Source organism: Shinella sp. BE166, from assembly GCF_051201095.1.
GTDB lineage: Bacteria > Pseudomonadota > Alphaproteobacteria > Rhizobiales > Rhizobiaceae > Shinella > Shinella lacus.
Genome location: NZ_JBPEHL010000008.1, coordinates 106,686 through 131,224, shown reverse-complemented (window position 1 = coordinate 131,224; position 24,539 = coordinate 106,686). Strand labels below are relative to the sequence as shown.

The window sequence follows — 24,539 nt, the reverse complement described above, 5'->3', positions numbered from 1 at the left end:
GCGGCGTCATGCCGGCTTATCTCTTGAGATTGACGAGGACTTCCATCAGTTCGGAACCGGTCTGGAAGACCTTCGAGTTGGCAGTGTAATTGCGCTGCGACTCGATCATGCTGGTCAGTTCTTCGGCGATGTCGACGTTGGAGTCTTCCAGCGCGCCGGAGATGATGGTGCCGTAGCCGCCGTTACCGGCATAACCCATGACAACCACACCGGAATCGCTGCTCTGTGCGTAGACGTTGCCCGGCAGAGGCTTGAGGTTGTCCGGGCTCTGCACGTTCGCCATGGCGATACGGTATTTCGGAGCGAGGTCGCCGTTCTCGTATTTGAGGTAGACGATGCCGTCGTCGCTGATTTCATAGCCGGCAACACCGCTCGGGCCGATGCCGTCGATGTCACCCTTGGCTGCAAAGTCGGCCGCAAGCTGCGTGCTGCCGCCGCTGGTGCCGCCGATGGAGATTTCCAGCGGGTTGAGCACGCCGCCGCCGATGGTCGTCGGGCCGGCCAGCGTGATGTCCGTCGGCGAGACGAGCTTGCCGTCCGTGTCGAAGGTCAGGGTCGTTGCTGCGAGAAGCGGCGTGACCGTACCGGAGACCGGGTCCGTATAGTTGACTTCCAGCGACCACTCGTTCGGGGTGCCCGTCGTCGAATATTTGAAGTCGAGCTTGCGGGTGTTGCCGAGGCTGTCATAGGCGACCAGCGAGGTCGTCTTGGAGAAGGGGTCTTCCGCATTCGACGGCAGGTTGACGTGCAGGTAGCCGCTTTCGGAGGCCTTCACGTTCAGCTCGCCGGCTGCAAGGTTGATCTCTTCGAGGCCCGCAAAACCGTTGATGACGATCGTCGGATCTTCGGTCGAGGAATAGGGGTAACCCATCAGCTTGAAGCCGGACGAGTTCTGCAGCGAGCCGTCGCTCATCGGCGTGAAGGCGCCGGCGCGGGTCATATATTCGACGCCGTCGGAACCCTGGACGATGAAGAAGCCCTTGCCGTTGATGGCGAGGTCCGTCGCAGAGGTGGTGTAGGTGAAGGTGCCCTGCGAAGAGATGGAGTAGCGCACATCCGTGTTGACGCCGCCGGAATTGTAGGCGCCTCCGGTGGTGGGCAGGATAAGGGAGGAGAACTGGGTCGAGGCCTTCTTGTAGCCCGTCGTATTCGCATTTGCGATGTTGTCGGCCACCGTGCTCAGGCGGTTCGCCTGTGCATTCATGCCGGAAACACCCGTTCTCATCGTACCGTAGAGGCTCATGTCATTTCCCCGTTCGTCTCGTCACTACGACCCTATGAAACGGGCCTTGCGTGAAGCTGGCTGCCAGGGTCCGCCTTCCCCGCCAGCCGGCAATCTCTTTTCAGCCCTGCCAGTCGATGCAGTAGCCAAGGAAGCGCTTGGAATCGATCGGGTCGAAACCGAGCTTCTTGCGCAGCTTCTTGCGCAGTTTGCTGATGTGGCTTTCGACGACATTCTCTTCGACGTCCTCGTCGAAGATGCCGTAGATCGCGTTGAAGATCTGGGTCTTGGAAAGCCGGCGGCCGCGGTTGGCGACCAAATATTCCAGGATGCGGCGCTCGCGACGCGGCAGCGGGAAGACTTCGTCGCTGATTTCCGGGTCGCGACCGTCGGAAAACACACGGATCGGGCCGATTTCGGTGAAGTTGGTCAGCGCCTTCAGGCGCCGCCGGATGGCCGCCGCACGGGCCAGGATTTCCCGGGGATGCACCGGCTTGCGCACGACGTCATCCACGCCGCTGTCGAACAGCGCAAGCGTGTTTTCCAGGGAGGGTGTGTCGCTGACCGCGATCACCGGGGCCTGGGAGCGGTCCCGGATCGCGCGCGGCAGTTCCATGCCGAGCTGGCCCTGGCCAATCAGGAAGGCCTCGACCGCATCGATATCCGAATCGGCAGCGGTGTTGACCCACTCGCCGAATTCACGGGGATCGAACCCCGTCGAGGGCACGCCCTCGCGTCCAAATAGAGAAGTATAACCATCTTTCACGAGCTCTCGCTCATCAACCACTACGATCATTCGTCCGCCTCCGAATCAGTGTGGTGCCACGTTGAGGCAGTGGTACGAATCGGGCGAATCACCGGCAATTAGAGAAAGTGACTGAGTGGAATTAACAGTTGATTAAGATTTGCGTGCCGATTTGATCTACATATAGTAGGTCGCCTCGACTTTCGCCACAACTATGTAGTGGAAAAGTTAACAAAGGTTAACGACGCGCCTTGTCATCCCAATTCAGGGCGCATTCCTGCCACATTACGGCACAGGTCGTTCGGACTGTGAAATTTCAACTTTTAGTCGAATTATTGACAGAACTGTTTCGCGTTCGCCGTCCAGCTTCCATAGCCCGTCGCGACCAGATTTGCGATCACCCGGCAGACATAACGCTTCTGCGCGGGGTCGTTGTTCGGCCCCGCATGATAGCGCGCGACGGCCATCGTCCAGGTCTCATGCCTGGCGTGAAGCCGCGAAAGAAACGCCGCCGCATACTCGACGTTCTTGCGCGGGTCAAACATTTCCGCCGTCGAGGCAAACTGGTCGCGGTGGAAGTGGTGGTTGATCTGCATGCAGCCGAGGTCGATCAGCTTCGCGCCGCTGGCGCGTGCCTTTTCGAAAGCCTGCAAGGCATCCTGCCGGTCGCGGCCGAAAAAGGCCTTGCCCTCGATGTTCATGGCATAGGGCTGCAACGATCCCTTCCGACCGGTCTCGGTGAGACCGACGGAATAGAGGATGCCGGCCGGTATGTCGTATTTCGCAGCCGCGGCGAGGATTTCACGCTCGCAGGCCCCGACGGAGGCGTTGGCGTCAGAGATAGACGCCGCCAGTGCGCTGAGGCTGACCGCCAGCGAGGCCAGGAGCGTTTTCCGACGTGTTGCCTTCATGGGACATTCCCTCGCGTGCAAAATTGCGTGCCTGCTGCTCTCCGCCGCCCTGGCGGCCATTGCCGCCTTCACGCGCCTGCGGGTTGGAAAACTGCTGCTGTTGCTGCTGGTTCTGGCTGTCGCCCTGCTGGGCGTTCGCGCTCTTGTCGGCCGGCGAAAGCTGCACGGTGACTTGGTCGACGGCAAAGCCCTGGCCGCGCAGCGCGCGTACGATGGCGTCCTGGTCGTCGGTAAGCTGGCGATAGGCCTCGCCCGTCTCCACCTGCAGCGAGACGACGAGCGCGTCGCCGTGCAGGCGCAGGGTGGCGGTGACGAGGCCGAGCTCGATCGGGTGCATCTGGATCTTCAGCGTGTTGACGACCTTGCCGGTCGCAGCCGCTTCGGAATGGCTGAGCCCGCCGGTGGCGCTGAGCGAGGCCGCCCATTGCGGATCCTGCGTGATCGCGGACGTCACGGCGCCCGCATTGCCGGTCTGCGCGAGGCCGATGTAGCGGCGCGCATCGACCACGGTCACCGTCTCGCCCTTCACGCCGGTCGGGTTGGCGTCGCGGAAGGTGGCGCGCTCGCCGGCGTCGGAAAGTTTCATGTCGAGATCGCGCCCCTTGCCGTCGGCACGGATCAGGCGGAAGAGCTGGTCGGTATCGGATTGCGGCACCTCGCCGGCGTCCGCACCATCGACCGCCGCCGTCGCATCGGCCTTCACGGCCGTGGCATCGGCGCGGGCGTCAGCCTTGGCCTGGCCCTTGCCGCCGGTCTGCGTCTTGACGTCCTGTACGGCGCCCGCAATTCCGGCCTTCACCGCTGCGCCGTTGGTCACGGCATGGGACACGGCGTTCGGGGCGGCCAGCATTTCCAGGAGATTGCCGACATCCGTGTTCGCCGATGCCGCCTCTGCCGTGTCGGTCGTCGCCTCGGCTGCGTCCGCGGCCGGCTCGTCGGTTTTGCGTGTAGCGACCTTGTCGGTGTTGCGGCCCTCGCCCTGTGTCTTGCGACCGTGGCGGCCAGCGGCTTCGAGCAGGGCTGCCGCCTTTTCCTCGAAGGGCACCGCGTCCTCTTCAGGCACGTCCGCCCCGGCCTTGTTGCGCAGGGCTTCGTTGAGCGCCGTGCCGTCGCGACGGCCGAGCTTGACGCGCGTCTCGTCGGTCTTGTCGCCTTCCGGTTCACCCGCGCCGATCGAGAGCGACAGGCGCGCGCCCTTGCGGCCCGCCTCGCCCTCTCGTCCGGAGATGCTCGCAACGGCACTAGCGAAACCGCCCTCTTCCGAAGCGCCGGCGGAAAGGCCGTGAGCGGCCTTGCCCTTGGTTGGCGCATGCCCCTGCACGACGCCCAAAACCCCGCTACCGATGGTGCTCAACTGCCTTCTCCTTTCAAGAGCGCGTCGATTTCGTCGAGCTTGGACCGGCCGCCCGATACGAATGTATCGAAAGCCGGATCGATGCCCGCCGTTTCGCCCTGCTCTTTCGTTTCCTCTTTCGGCTCAATGGCCGATGCGACCGGCGTTTCTTCGCCGCCGGCGCGCGGGTCCATCGCCCGGTCGGCCATTTCCGCTTCGCTCAGCCCCTCGTAGGAGGCATCCTCCACATCGTCAGCAGGCACGGTGGCCTTCGCCTCCACCGGCACCGTCTCCGGCACGCGCAGCACTTCCTCGGCCACCGCGCGGGCAGCCGCCTTCAGGGCGCGGTCCTTGGCCGAAAGCTTGTCGTCGGGAATGGCGATGATCGATTCCATCGCCTGCGCCACGTCGCCTGACGGCACCGAGGCAAGGCCCGAATAGAGATCCGCCAGCACTTTCGGCACGCTTTCGCCGTCTCCAGACAACGCCTGCGCGCGTTCGGCAGCGAGCGAAGCCAGCTTGTTCTTGCCGGAGATCGCGGCGAGCCGTGCCATGCGCAGGTAGACCTCGCGCTGGCGGGGCACGTCCATGAAGGAGAGGATTTCAAGGATATCGTCTTCCTTGATCGCCTCGAAATGGTCCACCGCCAGCTTCACGAAAAGATCGGCGAACTGGCTGGCATAGGGCGAGCGCAGGTAGCGGCGCGCATAGCGGTTGGCATAGGCCATGCTCTTGTCGATCCAGCCCGCTTCGCTGGCGATATAGATCGAGCGGCGCAGGGCCGCCTCCTCGACGATCGTGCCGGGCGCGACGAGGCGACCCCAGTCGAAATAGGTCAGCGCCAGCGCCGGGTCCTTGCGCATGACGGAATTGGCCGAGACGAGCGCCAGATAGGCGCCGACGCGCGAGCGCTTATATTCCGGGAAGATTTCCGCCAGCGACTTGACGCTCTGCGTGCCGCGGCCGCTGAGATAGCTGCGCAGCGCATCCGTGAGGCGGGAATCGAAGTGCCCGTCCACATCCTTGGTGATCAGGAATTCCAGCGTCTCGGGGTTGCCACCGCTCATCGCGTAGACGAGGGCCGCATCGACATTGCGCGGATCATCGAAGATCGACGAATCCGCCGTGCGCAGCCGCTCGTCAATGGTGCTCAGCAGGAAGCGCTGCATCTCCATCGCCGAATGATCGCCGAGCGCCACCGTGTCCTGCACATATTGCAGCGACCGGATCATCTTGTAGGGCGCGAGGTCGTCAAGATTTTCGGCGCGCGCGGAGGCGGCACCGCAAACCGCAGTGCAGAGGACCGTACCCGTCAGGAGGAGGCGCCGCAACAAGCCCATGGCGTCAGGTGCCCTCGGCCTGGATGAGGATTTCGATGCGACGGTTGGCGTCGGCCATCGGGTCGTCCGGCACCTTCAGGCGACGATCGGCAAAGCCGGTCACCTGGCTCACGCGCTTCTCCTCCAGCCCGCCGCGCACCAGCATGTAATAGGCGCTCTCGGCGCGCTCCATGGACAGGCGCCAGTTGTCGTTCTTGCCGCCGGCGAAGGGGCGGGCATCCGTATGGCCACGGATGGCGATCGCGCCGGGCCGGGCTTCGAGGATCTTGCCGATCTTCTCCATGGCCAGCACCATCTCGCGCTTGGGCAGCGCCGAGCCGATGTTGAACATGGGCGTATCGAGCTGGTCGGTGAGGCTGACGAGCAGGCCGCCCTCGGCCGGCGTCACGGTCAGGCCTTCCGCCAACTTGCCGAGCGTGCCGATCTGTTCGGTGATCTGCTTCTTCAACTCGTCGGCCTTCTTTTCCTCGGCGGACTTGGCCTCGTCTTCCTTGGCCTTCGCCTCCTCGGCGATGGCCTTTTCAGCTTCGGCCTTCGCAGCGGCAGCCTTTTCGGCCTCTTCCTTTTCGAGCGCTTCCTTCACCGTGTCGTCGCTGGCCGCAGCCATCTGCTGGGCGGTCTTGCCTTCGCTGCCGGCATCGGTCGCCTGCGAGACCTCGACCTGCTGCGTCCAGAAATCCGGATCGAACGGGTCGCGATAGGCTTCGCCGCCATTGGCGCCGGTGGCGGGACCGGAGGTCGCCGCACCGCCCTCGCCCTTGGCGCTGACATTGGCCTGCTGGCCGACTTCCTGCGCGATCTCGGAGAGCACGGAATAGGGGTTCTCGAAGAAATTGGCCTCGGAATATTGCGATTCCTCGCCGGCCGTCGTCTTCTCGTCCTTGCCGCTTTCGGCGCCGTTGCCGCTTGCCTGCTGCTGGCCCTGCTCCTTGGACTTGTCCTGGGTGGCCTCGCCTTCGGCGCTGTTGGCCGGCTTCTTCACCGATTTGTCGGCCGGCTTGTCGTCGGTCAGCTTGATCGGGTTGAAATAGGACGCGACCGAGGCCTGCGTCTTCTCGTTTGCGGCATTGACGAGCCACATGACGAGGAAGAACGCCATCATCGCGGTCATGAAGTCGGCATAGGCGATCTTCCAGGCGGCCGAATGGTGGTCGCCTTCATGATCGCCATGACGTTTGACGATGATGATCTCGTTCTTGCCGTGGTGGTGATTTTCGCCTTCGCTCATGCAAGCACCTTGCGTACGGTATCAGCCCAAGCCGCCATCCGCGTTACGAGGACGGTTTCGCCGAACTCCACCGTCAGATCGACATCCTGCATCTCGACATGCCGGAAGACCGGCGCGGGCTCGTCGAAATGCGATTGCAATTGTTCGAAGAGGTTGAACGGCCCCTTCACCGTGATCGCCATGCCCTCGTCGGCCTTGAGGCCCTCGGCGATCATGCGGGCGAGGTCGGCGACGGCACCCGTCGTCAGGATCTCGCTCATGACCGGCGCCAGAACCTCGGCCGTCTGGGCGGCAACGCGATCGGCAACTTCGCCGGTCAGCGTGGAAAACCGCTCGGCCAGCGCCCTGGCATAGTCCAGCTCGTAGCGCATCTTCAGCGCGTCGAGTTCGGCCTCGTGCTCCGCCTTCAAGGCGGCGATATCCGCCTCGTGTTTGGCGACAAGCTCCGCCTCGGCTTCCGCCCGGCCTTCCGCAAAAGCTTCGGCGCGTTCGGCGGCAAGGTCGACCGGCGGTTCCGGCGGCGGCATAACGAATGCCGGAGCGGCAGCGCCACCCTCGGCCTCACCCATGGAAGGCGACGAAAAGGCGGGCGTCCTGGCGCGCGGCGGTGCTCCAAAATCCTTGAGGTAACGGGCGAGTTGCACACTCATGCCGCGCCCTCCCGCCCTGCCGCGTGCCGGACGAACGAAAAGAGGACCCGACGGGAACCCCGTGGGCCGTTTCGACGCTCGCTCTCGAAAACACTGGAACCTGACACCACCGCTGACCTGTCTCCTCGGACAACAAGCACCTTTCGGGTCGCGAAAGGCGCACAATCTTCCTGATCGTGCCATTGAGCCTAGGGGTTCAAACTTGTGCGAGGATGAAGATGAAAGGGTGTTGGGCCGCGCCAGGGCAAATAGCGCGGCCCAACCGCCCGCCTCGGCCGATGACCAGCGGCCGGGCGGATGAGAAAACCTGCCAGCTCTTACTGACGGAAGAGCTGGAGGATGTTTTCGGCACTCGAATTGGCGATGGACAGCGACTGGATGCCGAGTTGCTGCTGGGTCTGCAACGCCTTGAGGCGGGTCGATTCCTCGTTCATGTCGGCATCGACGAGACGGCCGATGCCCTTGTCGATCACATCGTTGAGGCTGGCGACGAAGCTCTCCTGCATGCCGATGCGCTTGGTAATGGCGCCGAGCGTGGAGGCGGAGTTCGTCAGGTCCTTGATGATGCTGTCGACGACGCTGATCATATCATCGAGCTGTTCGTAGGTGGTCGTGTCCGGATCGTTCGGATCGTCCTTGATCGAGATCGGCGTATCCGTGGGGGACGCGCCACCCATGTCGATCAGGTAGTAGAAGCGCGATGGGCCTGCCCCGTCGTCGGTCAGTTCGCTTGCGTCGATCGACTTGGTGAGGAAGCCGCGCTCGGGGTCCTCGATATCGACCAGCACGGAGGTCTCCGTGTCGAAGTCGAGTGTGGTGACCTTCACGTTGCCGCCGGCGGTGCGCACGAAGGAGGCCACGACGGATTTGATGCCGAGCGGATCGTCGCCGGTATTATAGAGCCAGTTCTCGCCCGAGAAGGACGCCGACTGGGCGGCGGAGACGAGCTGGTTCTTCAGTTCTGTGATTTCGTCGTTGATCTTGTTCTTGTCGACGCCCGGCTCGCGCGCGGCCACCAGCTTCGCCTTGATCTCGCTCATCACCTCGATGACGTTTTCAAGCGAGGTATAGGCGGTGTCGACCTTGGCGGCGCCGAGGCCGAGTGCGTCGGCGACGGTCGAAAGCGCGCGGTTGTCGGAGCGCATCGTAGTGGCGATCGACCAGTAGGCGGCGTTGTCGGCGGCGGTCTCGACGCGCAGGCCCGACGAAACGCGTGCCTGGGTCGTCTCGAGACCCGTATCGATGGAACGGAGGGTTTGCAGCGCCGCCATGGCGGCGGAGTTGGTCAATATGCTGGTCATTGGCATTTGCCCTGATGAAGGATTGTCGGGGACATGCCGGAGTGGGCGGGGACCGGTAACGACGAAGGGGCTTCATGCATCCGGCGCCGCTGTTTTGCCCTGGGCGCCAGTTCATCGTTCTTAATGAAGAGTTAACGGCGAATGGTTAACAAATGGTTAACGCCGTTAAGACTTCATAAAGGAAGGTGAAAAAAGCGTAAGTGGGCGATGGCTATTTCTAGCCAGGACACGACGCCACTCAACCATAAGACGCAGAGGAAGAAGACAGCCTTCGCCCCAGTATGGTACGGCCCTGTACCGATCCGGCAAAATTTGCACCGTTTTCAGGCGCTCCGCGCTTGTATTGCGTGGAACTGTTGCAACCTGTTAACGCATTGTTAGAACTTCCTGCTTAGAACTTTCCCTAGTTGCGAGAGTTCTACCCATTATCGGTACTTGCAACAACTGGCGTGGGGATCGGAGCCGCCATTAGGCTCCGGAAGCATGATGCCCTTCCGATACGCTGGCTCGTTCGAGTCATGTTCCATGAAAACAAAGTTATCGTCCGACAGGACACCCGAATTGCGAAGTCAATGGCGGGTCCGCGGACGTCCAACGCTGCAGCAAGCGCAGGACGTGCTGAGCGTGCCTTAAGGGATCGTGCCGATCCTTTCCAGGCCGTTCGCAGGGCAATGACGTTTGTGGACAGCCAACCATCAAGGGCGCGCGTTCATGACTTCAATCGTTACAAATCTTACCGTCACCCAGATCCGAAACCTTTCCTCCGCGGCAATCCAGCTCCTCAACTCCGAAGACGTACAGGCGTTGAACAGCACGCAGATCGCGGCACTCAGCTCCTCGCAGGTCAACGCATTTTCGAGCGACAGCCTTCTGGCCTTCAATTCGGACCAGATCGGCGCGATCGCCGTCAGCGCACTCGCAGGCCTCAGCGCATCGCAGCTCGCAGCACTCGAATCCGGCCATATCAGCGGCCTCAACTCCAAGCAGATCAGCGCACTCAGCAGCGCCCAGGTCGACAGCTTCACGACCGACCAAATCGACGTGCTGAGCAGCGCGCAGATCGCCGCTCTCGGCTATGACGCCTTCACCACCATCAACTCTGACGAGCTCGCAACCTTCACCACCGACGAAATTGCCGCCATCAGCGTCAAGGCTCTCGCAGGCCTGACGACCGACGCGCTGGCCGGCCTCGACACCGACAAGATCACCGCGCTGAACAGCAAGCAGATCGCCGCTCTCAGCAGCGACCAGCTCGCAGCCCTCTCCTCCGACCAGGTTGCAGCGCTCACCACCGATCAGGTTGTCGCCCTGACGGCAAAGCAGCTCTCCGGCCTCACCACCGATACCGTCGCAGCACTCAGCACCGACCAGGTGGCCGTCCTCGGCAGCAAGCAGATCGTCGCCTTCTCCAGCGCCCAGGTCGAAGCCCTGACGTCGGAACAGATCGAAGCCCTGAACAGCTCGCAGATCGCAGCCCTCGGCTCGGCAGCACTTGCCACGATCAGCTCGGACGAACTGGCAACCTTCACCACCGACGAACTGGCCGCCATCAGCGTCAAGGCTCTGTCGGGTCTCTCCTCCGCCGCTCTCGCCGGCATCACCACCGACAACATCACTGCCCTGAACAGCAAGCAGATCGCCGCTCTCTCCACGAGCCAGATCTCGGGCCTCTCGTCCGACCAGGTTGCTGCACTCAGCACCGACCAGGTTGTCGCCCTGACGGCAAAGCAGCTCTCGGGCCTCTCCACCGACACGGTCGCAGCGCTCAGCACCGACCAGGTCGCCGTTCTCGGCAGCAAGCAGATCGTCGCCTTCTCCAGCGCCCAGATGGCCGCCCTCACCTCCGAACAGGTCGAAGCTCTCACCAGCACGCAGATCTCGGTTCTCAGCTCGTCGGCACTCTCCACCATCAGCTCGGACGAACTGGCTACCTTCACCACGGATGAACTGGCCGCCATCAGCGTCAAGGCTCTGTCGGGTCTCTCCTCCGATGCCCTCGCCGGCATCTCGACCGACGACATCACTGCCCTGAACAGCAAGCAGATCGCCGCTCTCTCCACGAGCCAGATCTCGGGCCTCTCGTCCGACCAGGTTGCCGCTCTCAGCACCGACCAGGTTGTCGCCCTGACGGCAAAGCAGCTCGCTGGCCTCTCTACCGACACGGTCGCCGCTCTGAGCACCGACCAGGTCGCCGTCCTCACCAGCAAGCAGATCGTCGCCTTCACGAGCGCCCAGGTCGAAGCCCTCACCTCCGAACAGGTGGAAGCTCTCACCAGCTCGCAGATCGCAGCGCTCGGCTCGTCGGCACTCTCCACCATCAGCTCGGACGAACTGGCTTCCTTCACCACCGATGAACTGGCCGCCATCAGCGTCAAGGCTCTGTCCGGTCTCTCCTCTGCCGCTCTTGCCGGTATCACCACCGACAACATCACGGCCCTGAACAGCAAGCAGATCGCCGCTCTCAGCAGCGACCAGCTCGCAGCCCTCTCGTCGGACCAGGTTGCCGCACTCTCCACCGACCAGATCGTCGCCCTGACGGTGAAGCAGCTCGCCGGCCTCTCCACTGACTCGGTCGCCGCTCTCAGCACAGACCAGGTCGCCGCCCTCACCAGCAAGCAGATCATCGCCTTCAACTCCGGGCAGGTAGAGGCTCTCTCCTCCGAACAGATCGAAGCGCTGAACAGCTCGCAGATCGCAGCCCTCGGCTCCTCGGCACTGTCCACCATCAGCTCCGACGAGTTGGCAACCTTCACCACGGATGAGCTGGCCGCCATCAACGTGAAGGCCCTGTCTGGTCTCTCCTCCGCCGCTCTTGCCGGTATCACCACCGACAACATCACGGCGCTGGACAGCAAGCAGATCGCGGTTCTCTCCACCAGCCAGATCTCGGGTCTCTCCTCCGATCAGGTTGCAGCTCTGAGCACCACCCAGATCTCGGCTCTGACGGCAAAGCAGCTCTCGGGCCTCGCTACCGACACCGTCGCGGCCCTCAGCACCGATCAGGTTGCCGCCCTCAGCAGCAAGCAGATCGTTGCCTTCTCCAGCGGTCAGGTAGAGGCTTTCTCCTCCGAACAGATCGAAGCGCTGACCAGCTCGCAGATCGCAGCTCTCGGCTCCTCGGCACTGTCCACGATCAGCTCGGACGAACTGGCTACCTTCACCACGGATGAGCTGGCCGCCATCAGCGTCAAGGCTCTGACCGGTCTCTCCTCGGGTGCTCTTGCCGGTATCACCACCGACAACATCACTGCCCTGAACAGCAAGCAGATCGCCGCCCTGAGCAGCAGCCAGATCTCCGGTCTCTCGACCGACCAGGTCGCAGCACTGAGCACGAGCCAGATCAACGCCCTGACCGCCAAGCAGCTCTCCGGCCTGTCCACCGACACGGTCGCAGCGCTGAGCACCGACCAGGTCGCGGCTCTCAACAGCAAGCAGATCGTTGCCTTCACCAGCAGCCAGATTGCGACCCTGACGAGCGAACAGGTCGAAGCCCTGACGCCCGGCCAGATCGCAGCCCTGAGCTCCTCGGCAATCGCAGCGATGGACGCAGACGAGATCGCCACCTTCTCGACGGCTGATATCGCAGCCATCGGCGTCAAGGCTCTCTCGGGTCTGTCCACCGACGACATCGCAGGCCTCACCTCCGACCAGGCCCGCGCCTTCACCAGCCAGCAGATCGGCGCCCTGAACAGCGCGCAGGTCGAAGCGGTCATCGCGGCTTACAACGACGTCTAAGCCGAACATCACGGCCTGACATAAGGCGGCGCGGTTCACACCGCGCCGCTTTTTTTGCGTCCGCTTTCGGGGCTGCGGAGCGCCGGAAACGACCAGCCCGACGCAAGTCTGTTCCTGTAGCAAGGCGAACGAGCTCTTTTGCGAACCGTTCAACAGCCGTTGCCGCAGGATGTCCATGACCGTCAGCACCCCCATTCACGCAGATCCCAATGCACCCCTCCTCCACCTGATGGGTCGGGCCCGCAACCAGCAGCTTTCGCTTTCGGAGCTCTTCCAGAGCGCGGAAAGCCTCAGCGCGGGCGGGCACAGGGCGCATGCGGTGGAGCTCTACAAGACTTGGATCGCCTTCAACGACACCAACCCGCTGCTGCATTTGGCCTATTTCAACTACGCGGTTTCCCTTTCGGGCGCCGGCGACGCGGCGGGAACCATTCACGCGCTTCGCGCTGCCATCCGCATCAATCCGCAATTCGGCCAGGCCCATATCAATCTCGGCCGGACGCTGGAGGATTGCGGGCTGGTCGGGCAGGCCGTGCAGCAATGGCGCGGCTTCGTCGACACGACGACGGACGTGACGCCGGACCGGATCAACAACCGGCTGCTCAGCCTGCAGCATATCGGCCGCGTGCTCGAAGGCACCGGCCATCTGGAAGAAGCCGAGGCAGCGCTGTGGCAGGCCATGGAACTGTTGCCGACGCGCACAGAAGCCGCGCAGCACTGGATTTCGCTCCGGATGCGCCAATGCAAGTGGCCGATCGTCTCCTCGTCGCTGCATATCACGCCGCGGCAGTTCATGGATGCCATGTCGTCCATGACGATTGCCTGCTACACGGACGATCCGTTCTTCCACATGGCGAAGGCCTATCGCTACTCTCAGACGGCCGTCGGCCGGCCCGCCGATCTCAAAGCCTTCGTGCGCAAGCCGGTGCGCCAGAAATCGGGCACCGGAGAGCGGCTGCGCGTCGGCTACGTCTCCTCGGACCTGCGCCAGCACGCGGTCGGCTTCGCGCTCAGCGAGGTTCTCGAACTGCACGATAAATCATCAGTCGAGATCTTCGCCTATTACTGCGGCGAGCCGGCGCCGATCGACAAGACGCAGGCGCGAATCAAGCTGGCGGTCGACCATTGGCGCGACATCAGCCCGCTCAGCGACCTGGATGCCGCGCGCCTGATCGCGACCGACCAGATCGACGTGCTCGTTGACGTCAACGGCTATACCAAACACGCTCGCACGAAGATTTTCGCCTATCGGCCGGCGCCCGTCATCGTCAACTTCTGCGGATATCCGGGCACAGTTGCGAGCCCCTATCACCAGTACATGATCGCCGACGAGCACATCGTGCCGCCGGAAAACGAGATCTATTACACCGAGAAGGTCCTGCGCATTCCCTGCAACCAGCCGGTGGACCGCAAACGCCTGGTCTCGCCGCGCCCGATGCGCTCGGCCGTCGGCCTGCCGGAAAACGCTTTCGTCTTCGCCAGCTTCAACGGCATGCAGAAGATCACCGCCCCCTGCTTCCAGCGCTGGATGAGCATCCTCACCGCCACGCCGGGCAGCGTGCTGTGGCTGCTGGCCGGTGACGACAGCGTCAACGAGCGGCTCAAGCAGCTCGCGACGCAGAGCGGCATCGCGCCGGAGCGAATCATCTTCGCGGGCAAGGCGCAGAACCCGGACCATCTGGCCCGAATCGGCCTCGCCGACCTCTTCCTCGACACGTTTCCCTACGGCGCGCATTCCACGGCTGCCGACGCCATCACCCAGGGCCTGCCGGTGCTGACCGTGTCCGGCAAGAGCTTTGCGTCGCGCTTCTGCGGCAGCATCGTCACGGCGGCCGGCATTCCCGAACTGGTCTGCGCCGACCCGGACACCTACGTTCAAAAGGCCATCGCTTTTGCCCGGAACCCGGCGAGTCTCGCGGCCGTCCGGCAATCGCTCCAGGCCCAGCGCGAGACCTGCGCGTTGCGCGACATGGACCGCCTCGCACGCCGCCTCGAAGAGCTGTACTGGCAGATGCAGGGCGATGCGGAACGCGGCGAACTGCCTGTGCCGGACCTGCGCAACCTCGACGTCTATTACGAGGTGGGGGCCGAGCTTGCGGCTGCGGGCATCGAATTCGAGACCGACGAGGCCTACCGTCAGCGCTACCGGGCCGAACTCGTTGCGCTCAACGAGCATGCTCCCCTCTATCCGGACGCGCGCCTCTGGCAGACGGCCGGTTAACCTCCGGCCGCGAGCGCGCCAAACGTGAGAACGCAGGACGGGATGCCATGCGCGTAAAAGAAAAAATCCTCATCGTCGGCGCCGGACTGTCCGGCGCCGTCATCGGCCGGGAACTCGCCGATGCGGGCTACCGGGTCGAGGTCATCGATCAGCGCAATCATATCGGCGGCAACTGCCACACGGTGCGCGACGAAGCGACGGGCGTGATGGTGCATATCTACGGGCCGCATATCTTCCACACCGACGATACCGAGGTGTGGGACTATGTGAACGGCTTCCAGACCTTCATGCCCTACAAGAACCGGGTAAAGACGACGAGCGGCGGCCAGGTCTATTCGCTGCCGATCAACCTGCACACGATCAACCAGTTCTTCGGCAAGACCTTCCGGCCCGACGAGGCGCGCGCCTTCCTGGAAGACCAGGGGGACAAGACGATCACCGATCCGCAGAGCTTCGAGGAACAGGCGCTGCGATTCGTCGGCCGCGATCTCTACGAGGCCTTCTTCAAGGGCTATACCCAAAAGCAGTGGGGCTGTTCGCCGACCGAGCTTCCAGCCTCGATCCTGAAGCGGCTGCCGGTGCGCTTCAACTACGAAGACAACTATTTCTTCCACAAATACCAGGGCATGCCGGAGACCGGCTATACCGAAATGATCGAGCGCATCCTCGACCATCCGGATATCACGGTGACGCTGGAAACCAGCTTCCGGCGTGACCAGACCGAAGGTTTCGCCCACGTCTTCTATTCCGGCCCCCTCGACGGCTATTTCGACTACGAACTCGGCCGGCTCGGCTACCGCACACTGGATTTCGAGCGCTTCACCTATGACGGCGACTACCAGGGTTGCGCGGTGATGAACTACGGCGACGTGTCGGTGCCCTATACGCGCATCACCGAGCACAAACATTTCTCGCCCTGGGAGGAGCATGCGGGCTCGGTCTGCTATCGCGAATTTTCGCGCGCCTGCGAGGCCGACGACATCCCCTACTACCCCATCCGCCTCGTCGAGGAGAAGGCGCAGCTTGCCGACTATGTCGCGCGCGCGGAACAGGAAGCGGGCGTCACCTTCGTCGGGCGGCTCGGCACCTACCGCTATCTCGACATGGATGTGACGATCCGCGAGGCGCTCGATACGGCCCGGCTCTATCTCGCCCGCAGGGCCGAGGACGACGCCATGTCGAGCTTCCTGCGGTCGCCGCTTTAAGACAAGGAAAAAGGCCCCGGAAAACCGGGGCCTTCTGATGGACTTGAAGGATTAAGCCTCGCTTTCCGATTAACGGAAGAGCTGGAGGATGCCTTCGGAAGAGGAGTTGGCGATCGACAGCGACTGGATGGCGAGCTGCTGCTGGGTCTGCAGGGCCTTCAGGCGGGTCGATTCTTCGTTCATGTCGGCGTCGACGAGGCGGCCTACACCGCTGTCGATCGAGTCCGTGAGCTTGGAAACGAAGTCTTCCTGCAGGCCGATACGCATCGAGATCGAGCCAAGCTCGGCGGCTGCGCTGGTCATTGCCGAGAGCGACGTTTCGACGTCGGAGAGGAACTCGCCGATATCGGCCGGGGTCATCGTGTCGTCGAGTTCGATGTCGATGACGGCGGTGCCGGAAACGGCGCCGGCCGTACCGAGGATACCGGCGGCGAAGTCGATGTCGGTGCCATCATGGCCGAAGAGGACGTTGCCGTCGGCGGCGGAGTTGAAGGTGTAGGTGGTCGTCTTGACCGAGACGGTGTCGTCAGCGGCGCGGACGAAGCCCGAAACGACGGACTTTTCGACGGCATCTTCGCCGGCAACCCAGTTTTCGCCCGAGAAGGAAGCCGATTCCGCAATGCTGCGCAGCTGATCCTGAAGCTGGGTGAGTTCTTCCTGGATCTTCGCCTTGTCGATGCCTTCTTCCGTGGCGGCAACAAGCTTGGACTTGATTTCCTTGACGACTTCGATCGCCGAGTCCATCGCCGCATAAGCGGTGTCTACCTTGGCGGCGCCGAGGCCGAGGGCGTCCTGAACAGCGGAAAGCGCCATGTTGTCGGAACGCATCGTGGTCGCGATCGACCAATAGGCGGCGTTGTCGGCTGCACCAGCGACGCGCAGGCCAGACGAAACGCGGGCCTGGGTTTCTTCCATGTTGCTGCCGATGGAACGCAGGGTCTGGAGTGCGGTCATTGCCGCAATGTTCGTCAGAATGCTCGTCATGTCTAAGGTGCCCCTTGAGTGGCTGAAACTGGGAGAAGGGACATTCCGGGGTCGCCGGGTAACGGTGGTCAGCATCATGCCTGCTAACCGGTTAAGTTTCTTGGTTAACCCACCGTTTCGATGAGCACAGAAAACCGCATTAAGGTTAAGGAAGTCTTTAGCGCGGAATAAAAAGCAAAAAACCGCACCCGTTGCCGGGTGCGGTTCTTTGTAGGGATGGGGTGCGGTCAGCCTCCGCGCCTTCCCCCGATGGTCGATTAACGGAAGAGCGACAGGATGTTCTGCGATTCGCCGTTGGAGATCGAAAGCGCCTGGATGGCCAGCTGCTGCTGGGTCTGGAGCGCCTTGAGGCGGGTCGACTCTTCGTTCATGTCGGCGTCGACAAGGCGGCTAACGCCCTGGTCGATCGTGTCGGAGAGCTTCGAAAGGAAGTCGTCCTGCAGGTTGATGCGCATGGAGATCGAGCCGAGCGTACCAGCTGCGTCCGTCATTGCGCTGAGCGCGTCTTCAACGTCGGAGAGTGCGCCGGCGAGGGCGTCGCCGTCCATGGCGCTGATGTCGAGCGTGTAGACTTCGTTGCCTTCGGTGCCTGCGGTGCCGAGGATACCAGCGCTGGTGTCGACGTCGGTGCCATCGTGACCGAACAGCACGTTGCCGGTCGCACCGGTGTCGAGCGTGTAGGTCGTCGTCTTGACGGAGACGCCATCGTCAGCCGAGCGAACGAAGCCGGAAACGACCGTCTTGTCGCCAGCAGCGCCGGCAATCCAGTTTTCGCCGTTGAACGATGCGGATTCCGCGATGTTCAGGAGCTGTTCCTGGAGCTGGGTGATTTCCTTCTGGACCTTCGCCTTGTCAACGCCTTCTTCGGAAGCGGCAACGAGCTTGGTCTTGATCGTCTTTACGACCTCGATAGCGGCGTCCATACCGGCATAGGCGGTATCGACCTTGGCGGCACCCATGCCGAGCGCATCGGATACGGCCGAAAGAGCCATGTTGTCGGAGCGCATGGTGGTCGCGATCGACCAGTAAGCGGCGTTGTCCGAGGCGCTGCCAACGCGCAGGCCGGACGAAATGCGGCCCTGCGTCGTTTCCATGTCGTTGCCGATAGAACGCAGCGTCTGGAGAGCTGCCATTGCAGACGTGTTGGTGAGAATGCTCGCCATTCTAGTTGTCCCTTTTTTTACAAAATACTGGTGGGGACATACCGGACTGAAAACTTACCGGTTACGGCGGTTCGGCATCATGCCAACTCGGTTTCTTCAGGGCTCTGAAGGGATACCAAACCCGTCGTGTGAGCCCCAACCTCGCAGCCAATCCTTGCCAACTTCTTAAATCGGGCAAGCGGCCGCAACCCGTTGAAAAACAGGGTAAACAGCGGGTAAAATGATATGGTTAATGAGCTCTAACTGAAGGAGCGGACGAGGCTTCCGACGAGCAGATTCCAGCCGTCGATCAGCACGAAGAACAGGATCTTGAAGGGCAGCGAAATCGAGGTCGGCGGCAGCATCATCATGCCCATGGCCATGGTGATGGTGGCGACGATCATGTCGATGACGAGGAAGGGCAGGACGACCAGGAAGCCGATTTCGAAGCCGCGTCGGATTTCCGAGATCATGAAGGCCGGGATGACGACGCGCAGGTCCGCGATGTTGTTCTGGACGACCGTCTGGCCACGCTCTTCGGCAAGCGAGATGAAGAGCTCGAGGTCCTTGTCGCGGGTGTTGGCCACCATGAATTCGCGGAAGGGTTCCGCAATGCGCCGCATCGCTTCGGTCTCGTCGATCTGGTTGGCGATCATCGGCTCGACGCCGTTCTGCCAGGCGCGGTCGAAGGTCGGCGCCATGACGTAGAAGGTCATGAATAGCGCGAGCGACACGAGAATCATGTTGGACGGCGTGGTGGCAAGCCCCATGCCGGAGCGCAGGATCGAAAACGCGATGACGAAGCGCGGAAAGCTCGTCACCATGATGAGGATGCCGGGGGCGACCGAAAGGACGGTCAAAAGCCCGAAGGTGCGAATGATCCAGGAGGCGACCGAGCCATCGATGGGCGCGTTGAGGAGATCGCCCGGCAGCTGCAACTGCTGCTGGGCGTAGGCCGCACCGGTCATCGCCATCATGGCGACGAAGGTCAGAAGGGCTCGAATCATTCGATCACAAAACTTCGGAACATGACGTTGGTTACGCGCCCTTCGGACCGAAGGTCAACCCGCTCCTGCAGGTCTTCCCGGAGATATTGGAAGCCGCGGGGTCCCTGCACCTGCTGGAGCGAGACCGTGCGCATGTAAGCCATGATGTCCTGGTGGATTTCTTCGGCCAGAACCACGTCCGGAACGCCCTTGAACATCAGCGCGACTTCGAGGCGCACGCGGTTGTCGGAGGGATAGGCGAGATTGCTGGTGATCGGGTCGAGCAGCACGACGCCGTTCGCCGGGGTGGAGATATGCGGCACGGCTTCCGCCGCATCGCCTTCCGCACCACCGCCATGGCCGTCTCCGCCTGCGGCGGCCTCGGCTGCCGCCACCTCTTCCACCGGCTTATCGGTGGGCGGCGGGGCCAGCATGTTGCCGACGAGCCAGCCGCCGCCGAGCGCCAGGACCGTCAGCACCGCGATTGCCGCGATGGTGATGACCAGCGAGGGCTTCTTCTTCTCCTCGACGACTTCCGCTTCGTCCGCCATGCTTTTCTTTCCGGGTTGCTAGGGTTTGGCGTCAGATCGGCGAGAGCAGGTCGACGGCCTGCTGGCCCCATGGCGGCTGCTGCACTTCGGTCAGGCGGCCGCGGCCGCCATAGGAGATGCGGGCTTCCGCGATGCGCTCGTAGGCGATCTGGTTGTCGGAATCGACGTCCTGCGGGCGCACGATGCCGGCAACGTTCAGGATGCGGAGCTCATGGTTGACGCGCACTTCCTGCGAACCGCTGATCAGGAGATTGCCGTTCTCGATCACGCCCGTCACGACCGCGGCGACGAGCAGGTTCAACCGTTCGGACCGCTCCGTCGTGCCGTCGCCCTTGGTGCTGGTCGACGAGCCGTAGTTCAGGTCGGCTTCCGTATCAGTCTTGAAATTGTTCCCCGAGCCGCCGAAACCGAGATTCATGCCGCTCTTGTTGGTGCGCGAGCGGTCAGTCTTGTTGTCGAAGGTCGCCCGGTCGTTGACGCGGATGTTGACGGTCAGGATGTCGCCGATCTTGAAGGCGCGCGAATCCTTGAAGAGCGCCGACTGCTGGTCGCTCCAGATCGAATAGCCGGACACCGCCGTGCGCGGCTGCTTCGGATACATGGCAAGCTGCGGGGTTTCCGCATAGTTCAGCCCGCTGCCGATCGGGCTCATCGCCGGCGCCTTGCCGATCTCGTTCAAGGCCTGGCTAGAGCAGCTCGACAAAGCCAGCGCGACGGCGAGTGCTGAGGCGGTCTTCTTCATGACGGGTCCTTTGACGTGTTCGGGTCGCCCGCAATCGCGATGAGACGGGTGAGAAGTGCTGCCTTGTCGGCCGGCATTTCGGCCAGGATGGTGCTCGACTGGCGCGGCGGCAGCTTCATGATGATCGCCGAGGCGATCTCCGGGTTGATCTCGGCGAGCTGGCCTGCCGCCGCATCCGGCTTCATCTTGCGGTAGATCTCGACGAGGCCACCCTCGGCCATCTTGAGGAAATCGTTGCGGCGCTTCAGCCAGTCCTCATATTCCGCCCGTCGGGCTTCCAGCGTCTTGATGCGCTCGTCGACATCCTTCTGGAGGTTTTCCAGCTCCTGCTTCTGGAGGAGATAGCGCTGGTCGCGCGCCGCATCCGCGATATTGGTGCAGAATTCGCGGATCTCGTCGGCGGTCGCCTTGGTCGTCATGATGACCGGGCGTTCCTCTGCGAAGGCGCCGGGAATGGCCATCAGCACGAAGCCCGCCATCGGCAGCGCGAGCTTGCGCGCCAGCGTCTTCACGGCGGTAAGGGTCGATACGGTGGTCATTGCAACACCAGTTCTGCCTGGAGGGCGCCTGCGGTCTTGATGCTCTGGAGGATCGAGATGATGCCGTCCGGCTTGACCCCGATGCTGTTCAGCCCGGAGACGAGCGAGCGCAGGCTCGAACCATCGAGCAGCGCGACCGTGCCGCCATCCTGCTGGACGAGGATATCCGTGTTCGGCTCGACCGCCGTCTCGCCCCTGGAGAAGGGCTCCGGCTGCACGACCTTCGGCATCTCGTTGATCTGCACGGTCAGCGTGCCGTAACTGACGGCGACGGGCGAGATGCGCACATCCTGGCCGATCACGATCGTTCCCGTGCGTTCGTTGACGACGACGCGCGCGGGCACATCTGTCTCCACGACGAGATTCTCGATATCGGCCATCAGCCGCGCGAGGTCGGCCATTTTCGGCTTGGCGACGTAAACCGACTGCGAATCGCGCGATTCGGCGATCGGCGCGCCATATTGCGCGGCCGCATAGCGGTTGATGGCGTCAGCCATGCCGACGGCGGTGGAAAAGTCGGGGTTGCGCAGTTGCAGCACGAGATCGGACGAATCCTTGAAGCGCGAGGGAAGCTCGCGTTCGATGATCGCGCCGTTCGGCACACGGCCTGCCGTGGTGACACCCTGCTGCACTGTGGCAGCCTCGCCGCCGGCACTGATGCCGGTAACGACGATCGAGCCTTGCGCGACCGCATAGATCTGGCCGTCGGCGCCCGACAGCGAGGTCATGACCAGCGTGCCGCCGCGCAGCGACGATGCATCGCCGAGCGAGCCCACGGTCACGTCGATGCGGCTGCCGGGGCTGGCGAAGGGCGGCAGCGTCGCGGTGACGAGCACAGCGGCGATGTTTTTCGCCCGCGTCTGAGTACCGACCATCGAGATGCCGAGGTTCTGCAGCATCGCCCGCATGGACTGTTCGGTAAACGGCGACGAACGCATGCTGTCGCCGGTGCCCTGGAGGCCGACGACGAGGCCGTAGCCGATAAGCTGGTTGTCGCGCCCGGCCTGAAGCGAGGCGACGTCCTTGATGCGGGCGGCGGGAAGTGCCGGGCCTGCCGCGAGCAGCAGGCAGGCGATCATGGCAAGGGCATGGGAGAAGAGGTTACGCATCATTTCGCCACCACATGCACGGTTCCATCCGCCATGACCGTGCCGGAGACGGTGACGCCCGAATCCTTGTTGCGGATGCGGATCAGTTCGCCGGCCGCGCCATCCTGCAAGGGCGTGCCGGATGCCCGGATGACGAGCGATCCATTGTCGAAGACCATCTGCACGGTCGTGCCGCGCGACACGAGGAAGGGTTCGCGCAGCGCCGAGACGAGGATGACGCGACCCGGCAGCAGCGTGCGCTTGGTCACAAGCCCGCTGACCTCGTCGACATTCTGGGCAAAGCCCTTGACGATGTTCGGGTTGGTGACCTCGACCACTTCGAGCTGTCCCGCCTGGATCTCCTCGCCGGGATAGATGATGCGCTTGGGCACGACCGCAGTGCGCGTGTCGGCAAGGGCCGCATCGGCCACGAGAAGACCGACGAGCGCGGCGGGCGCGAAGAGGGCCGCGCGCCACCGGATCGACCGGGTCTTTTCTTTCCGAAGAGCTGCTATCAGGCGAAACATCATGTTCCCCGCATGTCCGGTTGTTATCTCAGGTTCTTGCTGACCACGGCCGCCATTTCGTCCGCCGCCTGGATGATCTTGGAGTTCATCTCATAGGCGCGCTGGGCGGAGATCAGGTCGGTGATTTCCTTGACCGGATCGACGTTCGAGGCTTCCAGGTAGTTCTGCTGGATATAGGCGAAGCCCGCTTCGTCCGGGGCGCCGACATTGGCCGGGCCGGAGGCTGCGGTTTCGCGGAAGAGGTTTTCGCCGAGCGGCTCAAGGCCGGCCTCGTTGACGAAGTTCGCCAGCGTGATCTGGCCGAGTTCCTGCTGGTCACCGGCGACGGTGGCATAGACCTGGCCGGACTTGCTGACGGTGACTTCCGTCGCGTCGGCCGGAACGTTGATGCCCGGCACGACCGTGTAGCCGTCCAGCGTCACGAGCTGGCCGTCGGCATTGGTGTTGAAGGCGCCGGCGCGGGTGTAGAGCGTCGTGCCGTCCGCCGCCTCGATCTGGAACCAGCCGCGGCCGATCAGCGCGAGGTCGAAGGAGTTGCCGGTGCTGGTAAGGCCGCCCTGGAGGTGCAGGTTGCGCACCGCGGCGGTCTTGACGCCGAGGCCAACGATGGCGCCTTCCGGCACCACGGACTGGTTGGCGCGGTTCGGCACGCCGGCGGCGCGCTCCGTCTGGTAGAGAAGGTCGGAGAACTCGGCGCGGGCGCGCTTGAAGCCCGTCGTGTTGATGTTCGCGATGTTGTTCGCGATCACTTCGAGATTGGTCTGCTGCGCGTTCATGCCGGTGGCGGCAATGGCAAGGGCTTTCATGTCCGGTCCTCAGATCTGCATTCTAGCGACTTCGAGATAGGCGGTGACGACCTTGTCGCGGATGGCGATGGCGGTCTGCAGCGACTGCTCGGCGTTCATGACGGCATCGACCACTTCGCGGGTCGAGGCCTTGCCCTGGATGGCTTCGAAGGACTTGGTTTCGCTGAGCTTCAGCGAATTGGCCGCGTCGGTCGCCATGTCGCCCATCACCTGGGCGAAGCTCATTCCGGTTGCGGTTCCCTGCGCGGCGGCAGCGGAAACGGGGTTCGACGTTTCCGTCACGCCCGAAAGGGGATTGGCGGAGAAGAGCGAATTGACGCCCTTGATGCTCTCGATCATTGCGATGCCCTCAGGAGGTCGATGGTCGCGCTGATCAGGTCGCGCGATTGTTTGATGCTCTGCAGGTTGGCTTCATAGGAGCGGTTGGCTTCCCGCATGTCGGCCATTTCGACCAGCATGTTGACATTCGGCATCTTGACGATGCCCTGTTCGTTCGCCGCCGGGTTGCCGGGGTCGTATTCGGTCGAGAACTCGCCTTCATCGACGCCGAGGCGCTCGACCTCGACGAGGGCCGCGCCGGTCGCCCGGTCGAGCTCGGCCGCGAAGGTCACGGTCTTGCGACGGAAAGGGTCGGCACCCGGCGTATCGCCTGTGGAGCGGGCGTTGGCGAGGTTTTCCGAGACGATACGGATGCGGGTGGATTGCGCCTCAAGTCCCGAGGCCGCGACTTTCAGTGAAGCTATGAGCGGATCCATTTTTTACCTTCTGACTGTCATCAGCATCATGCGATGAAAGGCCTTGACGAGGCCGGCATTCAACTCGAAATCACGCTTGACCTGACCCTCCTTCATGAGTTCCTCGGCAAGGCCGACGGTGTTGCCGGACTCCTGCACGCCGATCTCTTCGGTGGGCTTGGTGTCGATGACGCGGCTTGCCATTTCGGTTTCGGTGAAATGGCCCGGCTGCGTCGCCGCCATGCGGATGCCCGTGGTTTCGAGCACCGACTGGAAAGGGGTCACGTCCTTTGCCTTGAAGGCGGGCGTGTTCGCGTTGGCGATGTTGCCTGCAACCACGCTCTGGCGGACAGAAAGCCATTCGGCTTGTTTCGATGCCAGTTCAAACAGTTGTATCGGTTGCATGACAAGCTCCATCCTTGTTCGAGGCGAACCTACGGAGCCAATCTTGCGTGGGACTTGCACCGGGTGAGCTTCACCGCCAAGTCCCTGAATTCCCCGGAAATAAAGTGCTCAAGCTGCTCTTGCCACAGCGAGCGGGCGGCCGGC

Annotated in this window: 23 protein-coding genes; 3 read left to right on the top strand and 20 right to left on the bottom strand. The window is 63.0% G+C overall.

Translation table 11 applies throughout. The annotated features are described in order from the left end of the window. Positions 1-16 precede the first annotated feature (16 nt). From J2Y63_RS20335 to J2Y63_RS20300, 8 genes are all read right to left on the bottom strand, one after another. Positions 17-1,243: a flagellar hook protein FlgE gene (locus J2Y63_RS20335; protein ID WP_256120723.1), complete on the bottom strand. Its 1,227-nt coding sequence runs from the start codon at positions 1,241-1,243 to the stop codon at positions 17-19. Between the two features lie 100 nt (positions 1,244-1,343). Further along, positions 1,344-2,018 (bottom strand): transcriptional activator Rem, encoded by a 675-nt coding sequence (gene rem, locus J2Y63_RS20330; RefSeq protein WP_435267562.1) that lies wholly within the window; start codon positions 2,016-2,018, stop codon positions 1,344-1,346. A gap of 281 nt (positions 2,019-2,299) precedes the next feature. Further along, a complete protein-coding gene (locus tag J2Y63_RS20325) occupies positions 2,300-2,878 on the bottom strand; it encodes a transglycosylase SLT domain-containing protein (RefSeq protein WP_256120725.1) in 579 nt (192 codons plus the stop codon). Further along, entirely contained in the window at positions 2,802-4,232 is a 1,431-nt protein-coding gene (locus J2Y63_RS20320; protein ID WP_435267561.1) for a flagellar hook-length control protein FliK, read from the bottom strand. Before J2Y63_RS20320 ends, J2Y63_RS20325 begins: the two co-directional genes overlap by 77 nt. Next, complete coding sequence (gene motC, locus J2Y63_RS20315; protein WP_435267676.1) at positions 4,229-5,545, bottom strand: chemotaxis protein MotC; 1,317 nt, start codon at positions 5,543-5,545, stop codon at positions 4,229-4,231. Before motC ends, J2Y63_RS20320 begins: the two co-directional genes overlap by 4 nt. A gap of 10 nt (positions 5,546-5,555) precedes the next feature. Continuing rightward, on the bottom strand, positions 5,556-6,779 hold the full coding sequence (locus J2Y63_RS20310) for a MotB family protein (RefSeq protein ID WP_435267560.1): 1,224 nt from the start codon (positions 6,777-6,779) through the stop codon (positions 5,556-5,558). Then, a complete protein-coding gene (locus J2Y63_RS20305) occupies positions 6,776-7,429 on the bottom strand; it encodes a hypothetical protein (protein ID WP_435267559.1) in 654 nt (217 codons plus the stop codon). The genes J2Y63_RS20310 and J2Y63_RS20305 overlap by 4 nt, the downstream gene beginning before the upstream one ends. A 317-nt stretch (positions 7,430-7,746) precedes the next feature. After that, positions 7,747-8,730 (bottom strand): flagellin, encoded by a 984-nt coding sequence (locus tag J2Y63_RS20300; RefSeq protein ID WP_435267558.1) that lies wholly within the window; start codon positions 8,728-8,730, stop codon positions 7,747-7,749. 711 nt (positions 8,731-9,441) lie between these two features. Here J2Y63_RS20300 and J2Y63_RS20295 point away from each other — a divergent pair. From J2Y63_RS20295 to glf, 3 genes are all read left to right on the top strand, one after another. After that, entirely contained in the window at positions 9,442-12,465 is a 3,024-nt protein-coding gene (locus J2Y63_RS20295; RefSeq protein WP_435267557.1) for a beta strand repeat-containing protein, read from the top strand. Positions 12,466-12,640: 175 nt separating this feature from the next. Beyond that, positions 12,641-14,686 carry a glycosyl transferase gene (locus J2Y63_RS20290; RefSeq protein ID WP_435267556.1) on the top strand — a complete coding sequence of 682 codons (2,046 nt, stop codon included), beginning with the start codon at positions 12,641-12,643 and terminating at the stop codon, positions 14,684-14,686. A 47-nt stretch (positions 14,687-14,733) separates the two neighbouring features. Further along, positions 14,734-15,891 (top strand): UDP-galactopyranose mutase, encoded by a 1,158-nt coding sequence (gene glf / locus J2Y63_RS20285; RefSeq protein WP_435267555.1) that lies wholly within the window; start codon positions 14,734-14,736, stop codon positions 15,889-15,891. 69 nt (positions 15,892-15,960) lie between these two features. Here the strand turns inward: glf and J2Y63_RS20280 are convergent, their stop codons facing one another. The 12 genes from J2Y63_RS20280 to flgB all read right to left on the bottom strand — a co-directional run bounded on the left by J2Y63_RS20280 (position 15,961) and on the right by flgB (position 24,395). Beyond that, positions 15,961-16,875: a flagellin gene (locus J2Y63_RS20280; protein ID WP_256120734.1), complete on the bottom strand. Its 915-nt coding sequence runs from the start codon at positions 16,873-16,875 to the stop codon at positions 15,961-15,963. A gap of 257 nt (positions 16,876-17,132) precedes the next feature. Further along, positions 17,133-18,038, bottom strand: coding sequence for a flagellin (locus J2Y63_RS20275; RefSeq protein WP_256120735.1), 906 nt, complete (start codon positions 18,036-18,038; stop codon positions 17,133-17,135). 239 nt (positions 18,039-18,277) lie between these two features. Then, positions 18,278-19,024, bottom strand: coding sequence for a flagellar type III secretion system pore protein FliP (gene fliP, locus J2Y63_RS20270; RefSeq protein WP_256120736.1), 747 nt, complete (start codon positions 19,022-19,024; stop codon positions 18,278-18,280). After that, positions 19,021-19,554, bottom strand: a complete 534-nt coding sequence (locus tag J2Y63_RS20265) for a flagellar basal body-associated FliL family protein (RefSeq protein WP_435267554.1) — start codon at positions 19,552-19,554, stop codon at positions 19,021-19,023. Before J2Y63_RS20265 ends, fliP begins: the two co-directional genes overlap by 4 nt. A 31-nt stretch (positions 19,555-19,585) precedes the next feature. Next, complete coding sequence (flgH, locus tag J2Y63_RS20260) at positions 19,586-20,296, bottom strand: flagellar basal body L-ring protein FlgH (protein ID WP_256120738.1); 711 nt, start codon at positions 20,294-20,296, stop codon at positions 19,586-19,588. Further along, on the bottom strand, positions 20,293-20,835 hold the full coding sequence (locus J2Y63_RS20255; protein ID WP_319318398.1) for a MotE family protein: 543 nt from the start codon (positions 20,833-20,835) through the stop codon (positions 20,293-20,295). Before J2Y63_RS20255 ends, flgH begins: the two co-directional genes overlap by 4 nt. Next, positions 20,832-21,944, bottom strand: coding sequence for a flagellar basal body P-ring protein FlgI (locus tag J2Y63_RS20250; protein WP_435267675.1), 1,113 nt, complete (start codon positions 21,942-21,944; stop codon positions 20,832-20,834). Before J2Y63_RS20250 ends, J2Y63_RS20255 begins: the two co-directional genes overlap by 4 nt. Continuing rightward, positions 21,944-22,453, bottom strand: a complete 510-nt coding sequence (flgA, locus tag J2Y63_RS20245; RefSeq protein ID WP_435267553.1) for a flagellar basal body P-ring formation chaperone FlgA — start codon at positions 22,451-22,453, stop codon at positions 21,944-21,946. Before flgA ends, J2Y63_RS20250 begins: the two co-directional genes overlap by 1 nt. Before the next feature lie 20 nt (positions 22,454-22,473). Continuing rightward, positions 22,474-23,256: a flagellar basal-body rod protein FlgG gene (gene flgG / locus J2Y63_RS20240; protein ID WP_256120741.1), complete on the bottom strand. Its 783-nt coding sequence runs from the start codon at positions 23,254-23,256 to the stop codon at positions 22,474-22,476. A 9-nt stretch (positions 23,257-23,265) separates the two neighbouring features. Further along, on the bottom strand, positions 23,266-23,595 hold the full coding sequence (locus tag J2Y63_RS20235) for a flagellar hook-basal body complex protein FliE (RefSeq protein WP_256120742.1): 330 nt from the start codon (positions 23,593-23,595) through the stop codon (positions 23,266-23,268). Continuing rightward, positions 23,592-24,011 (bottom strand): flagellar basal body rod protein FlgC, encoded by a 420-nt coding sequence (gene flgC, locus J2Y63_RS20230; RefSeq protein WP_256120743.1) that lies wholly within the window; start codon positions 24,009-24,011, stop codon positions 23,592-23,594. The genes J2Y63_RS20235 and flgC overlap by 4 nt, the downstream gene beginning before the upstream one ends. 3 nt (positions 24,012-24,014) lie before the next feature. Then, positions 24,015-24,395 (bottom strand): flagellar basal body rod protein FlgB, encoded by a 381-nt coding sequence (gene flgB / locus J2Y63_RS20225; protein ID WP_256120744.1) that lies wholly within the window; start codon positions 24,393-24,395, stop codon positions 24,015-24,017. Positions 24,396-24,539: the final 144 nt, after the last annotated feature.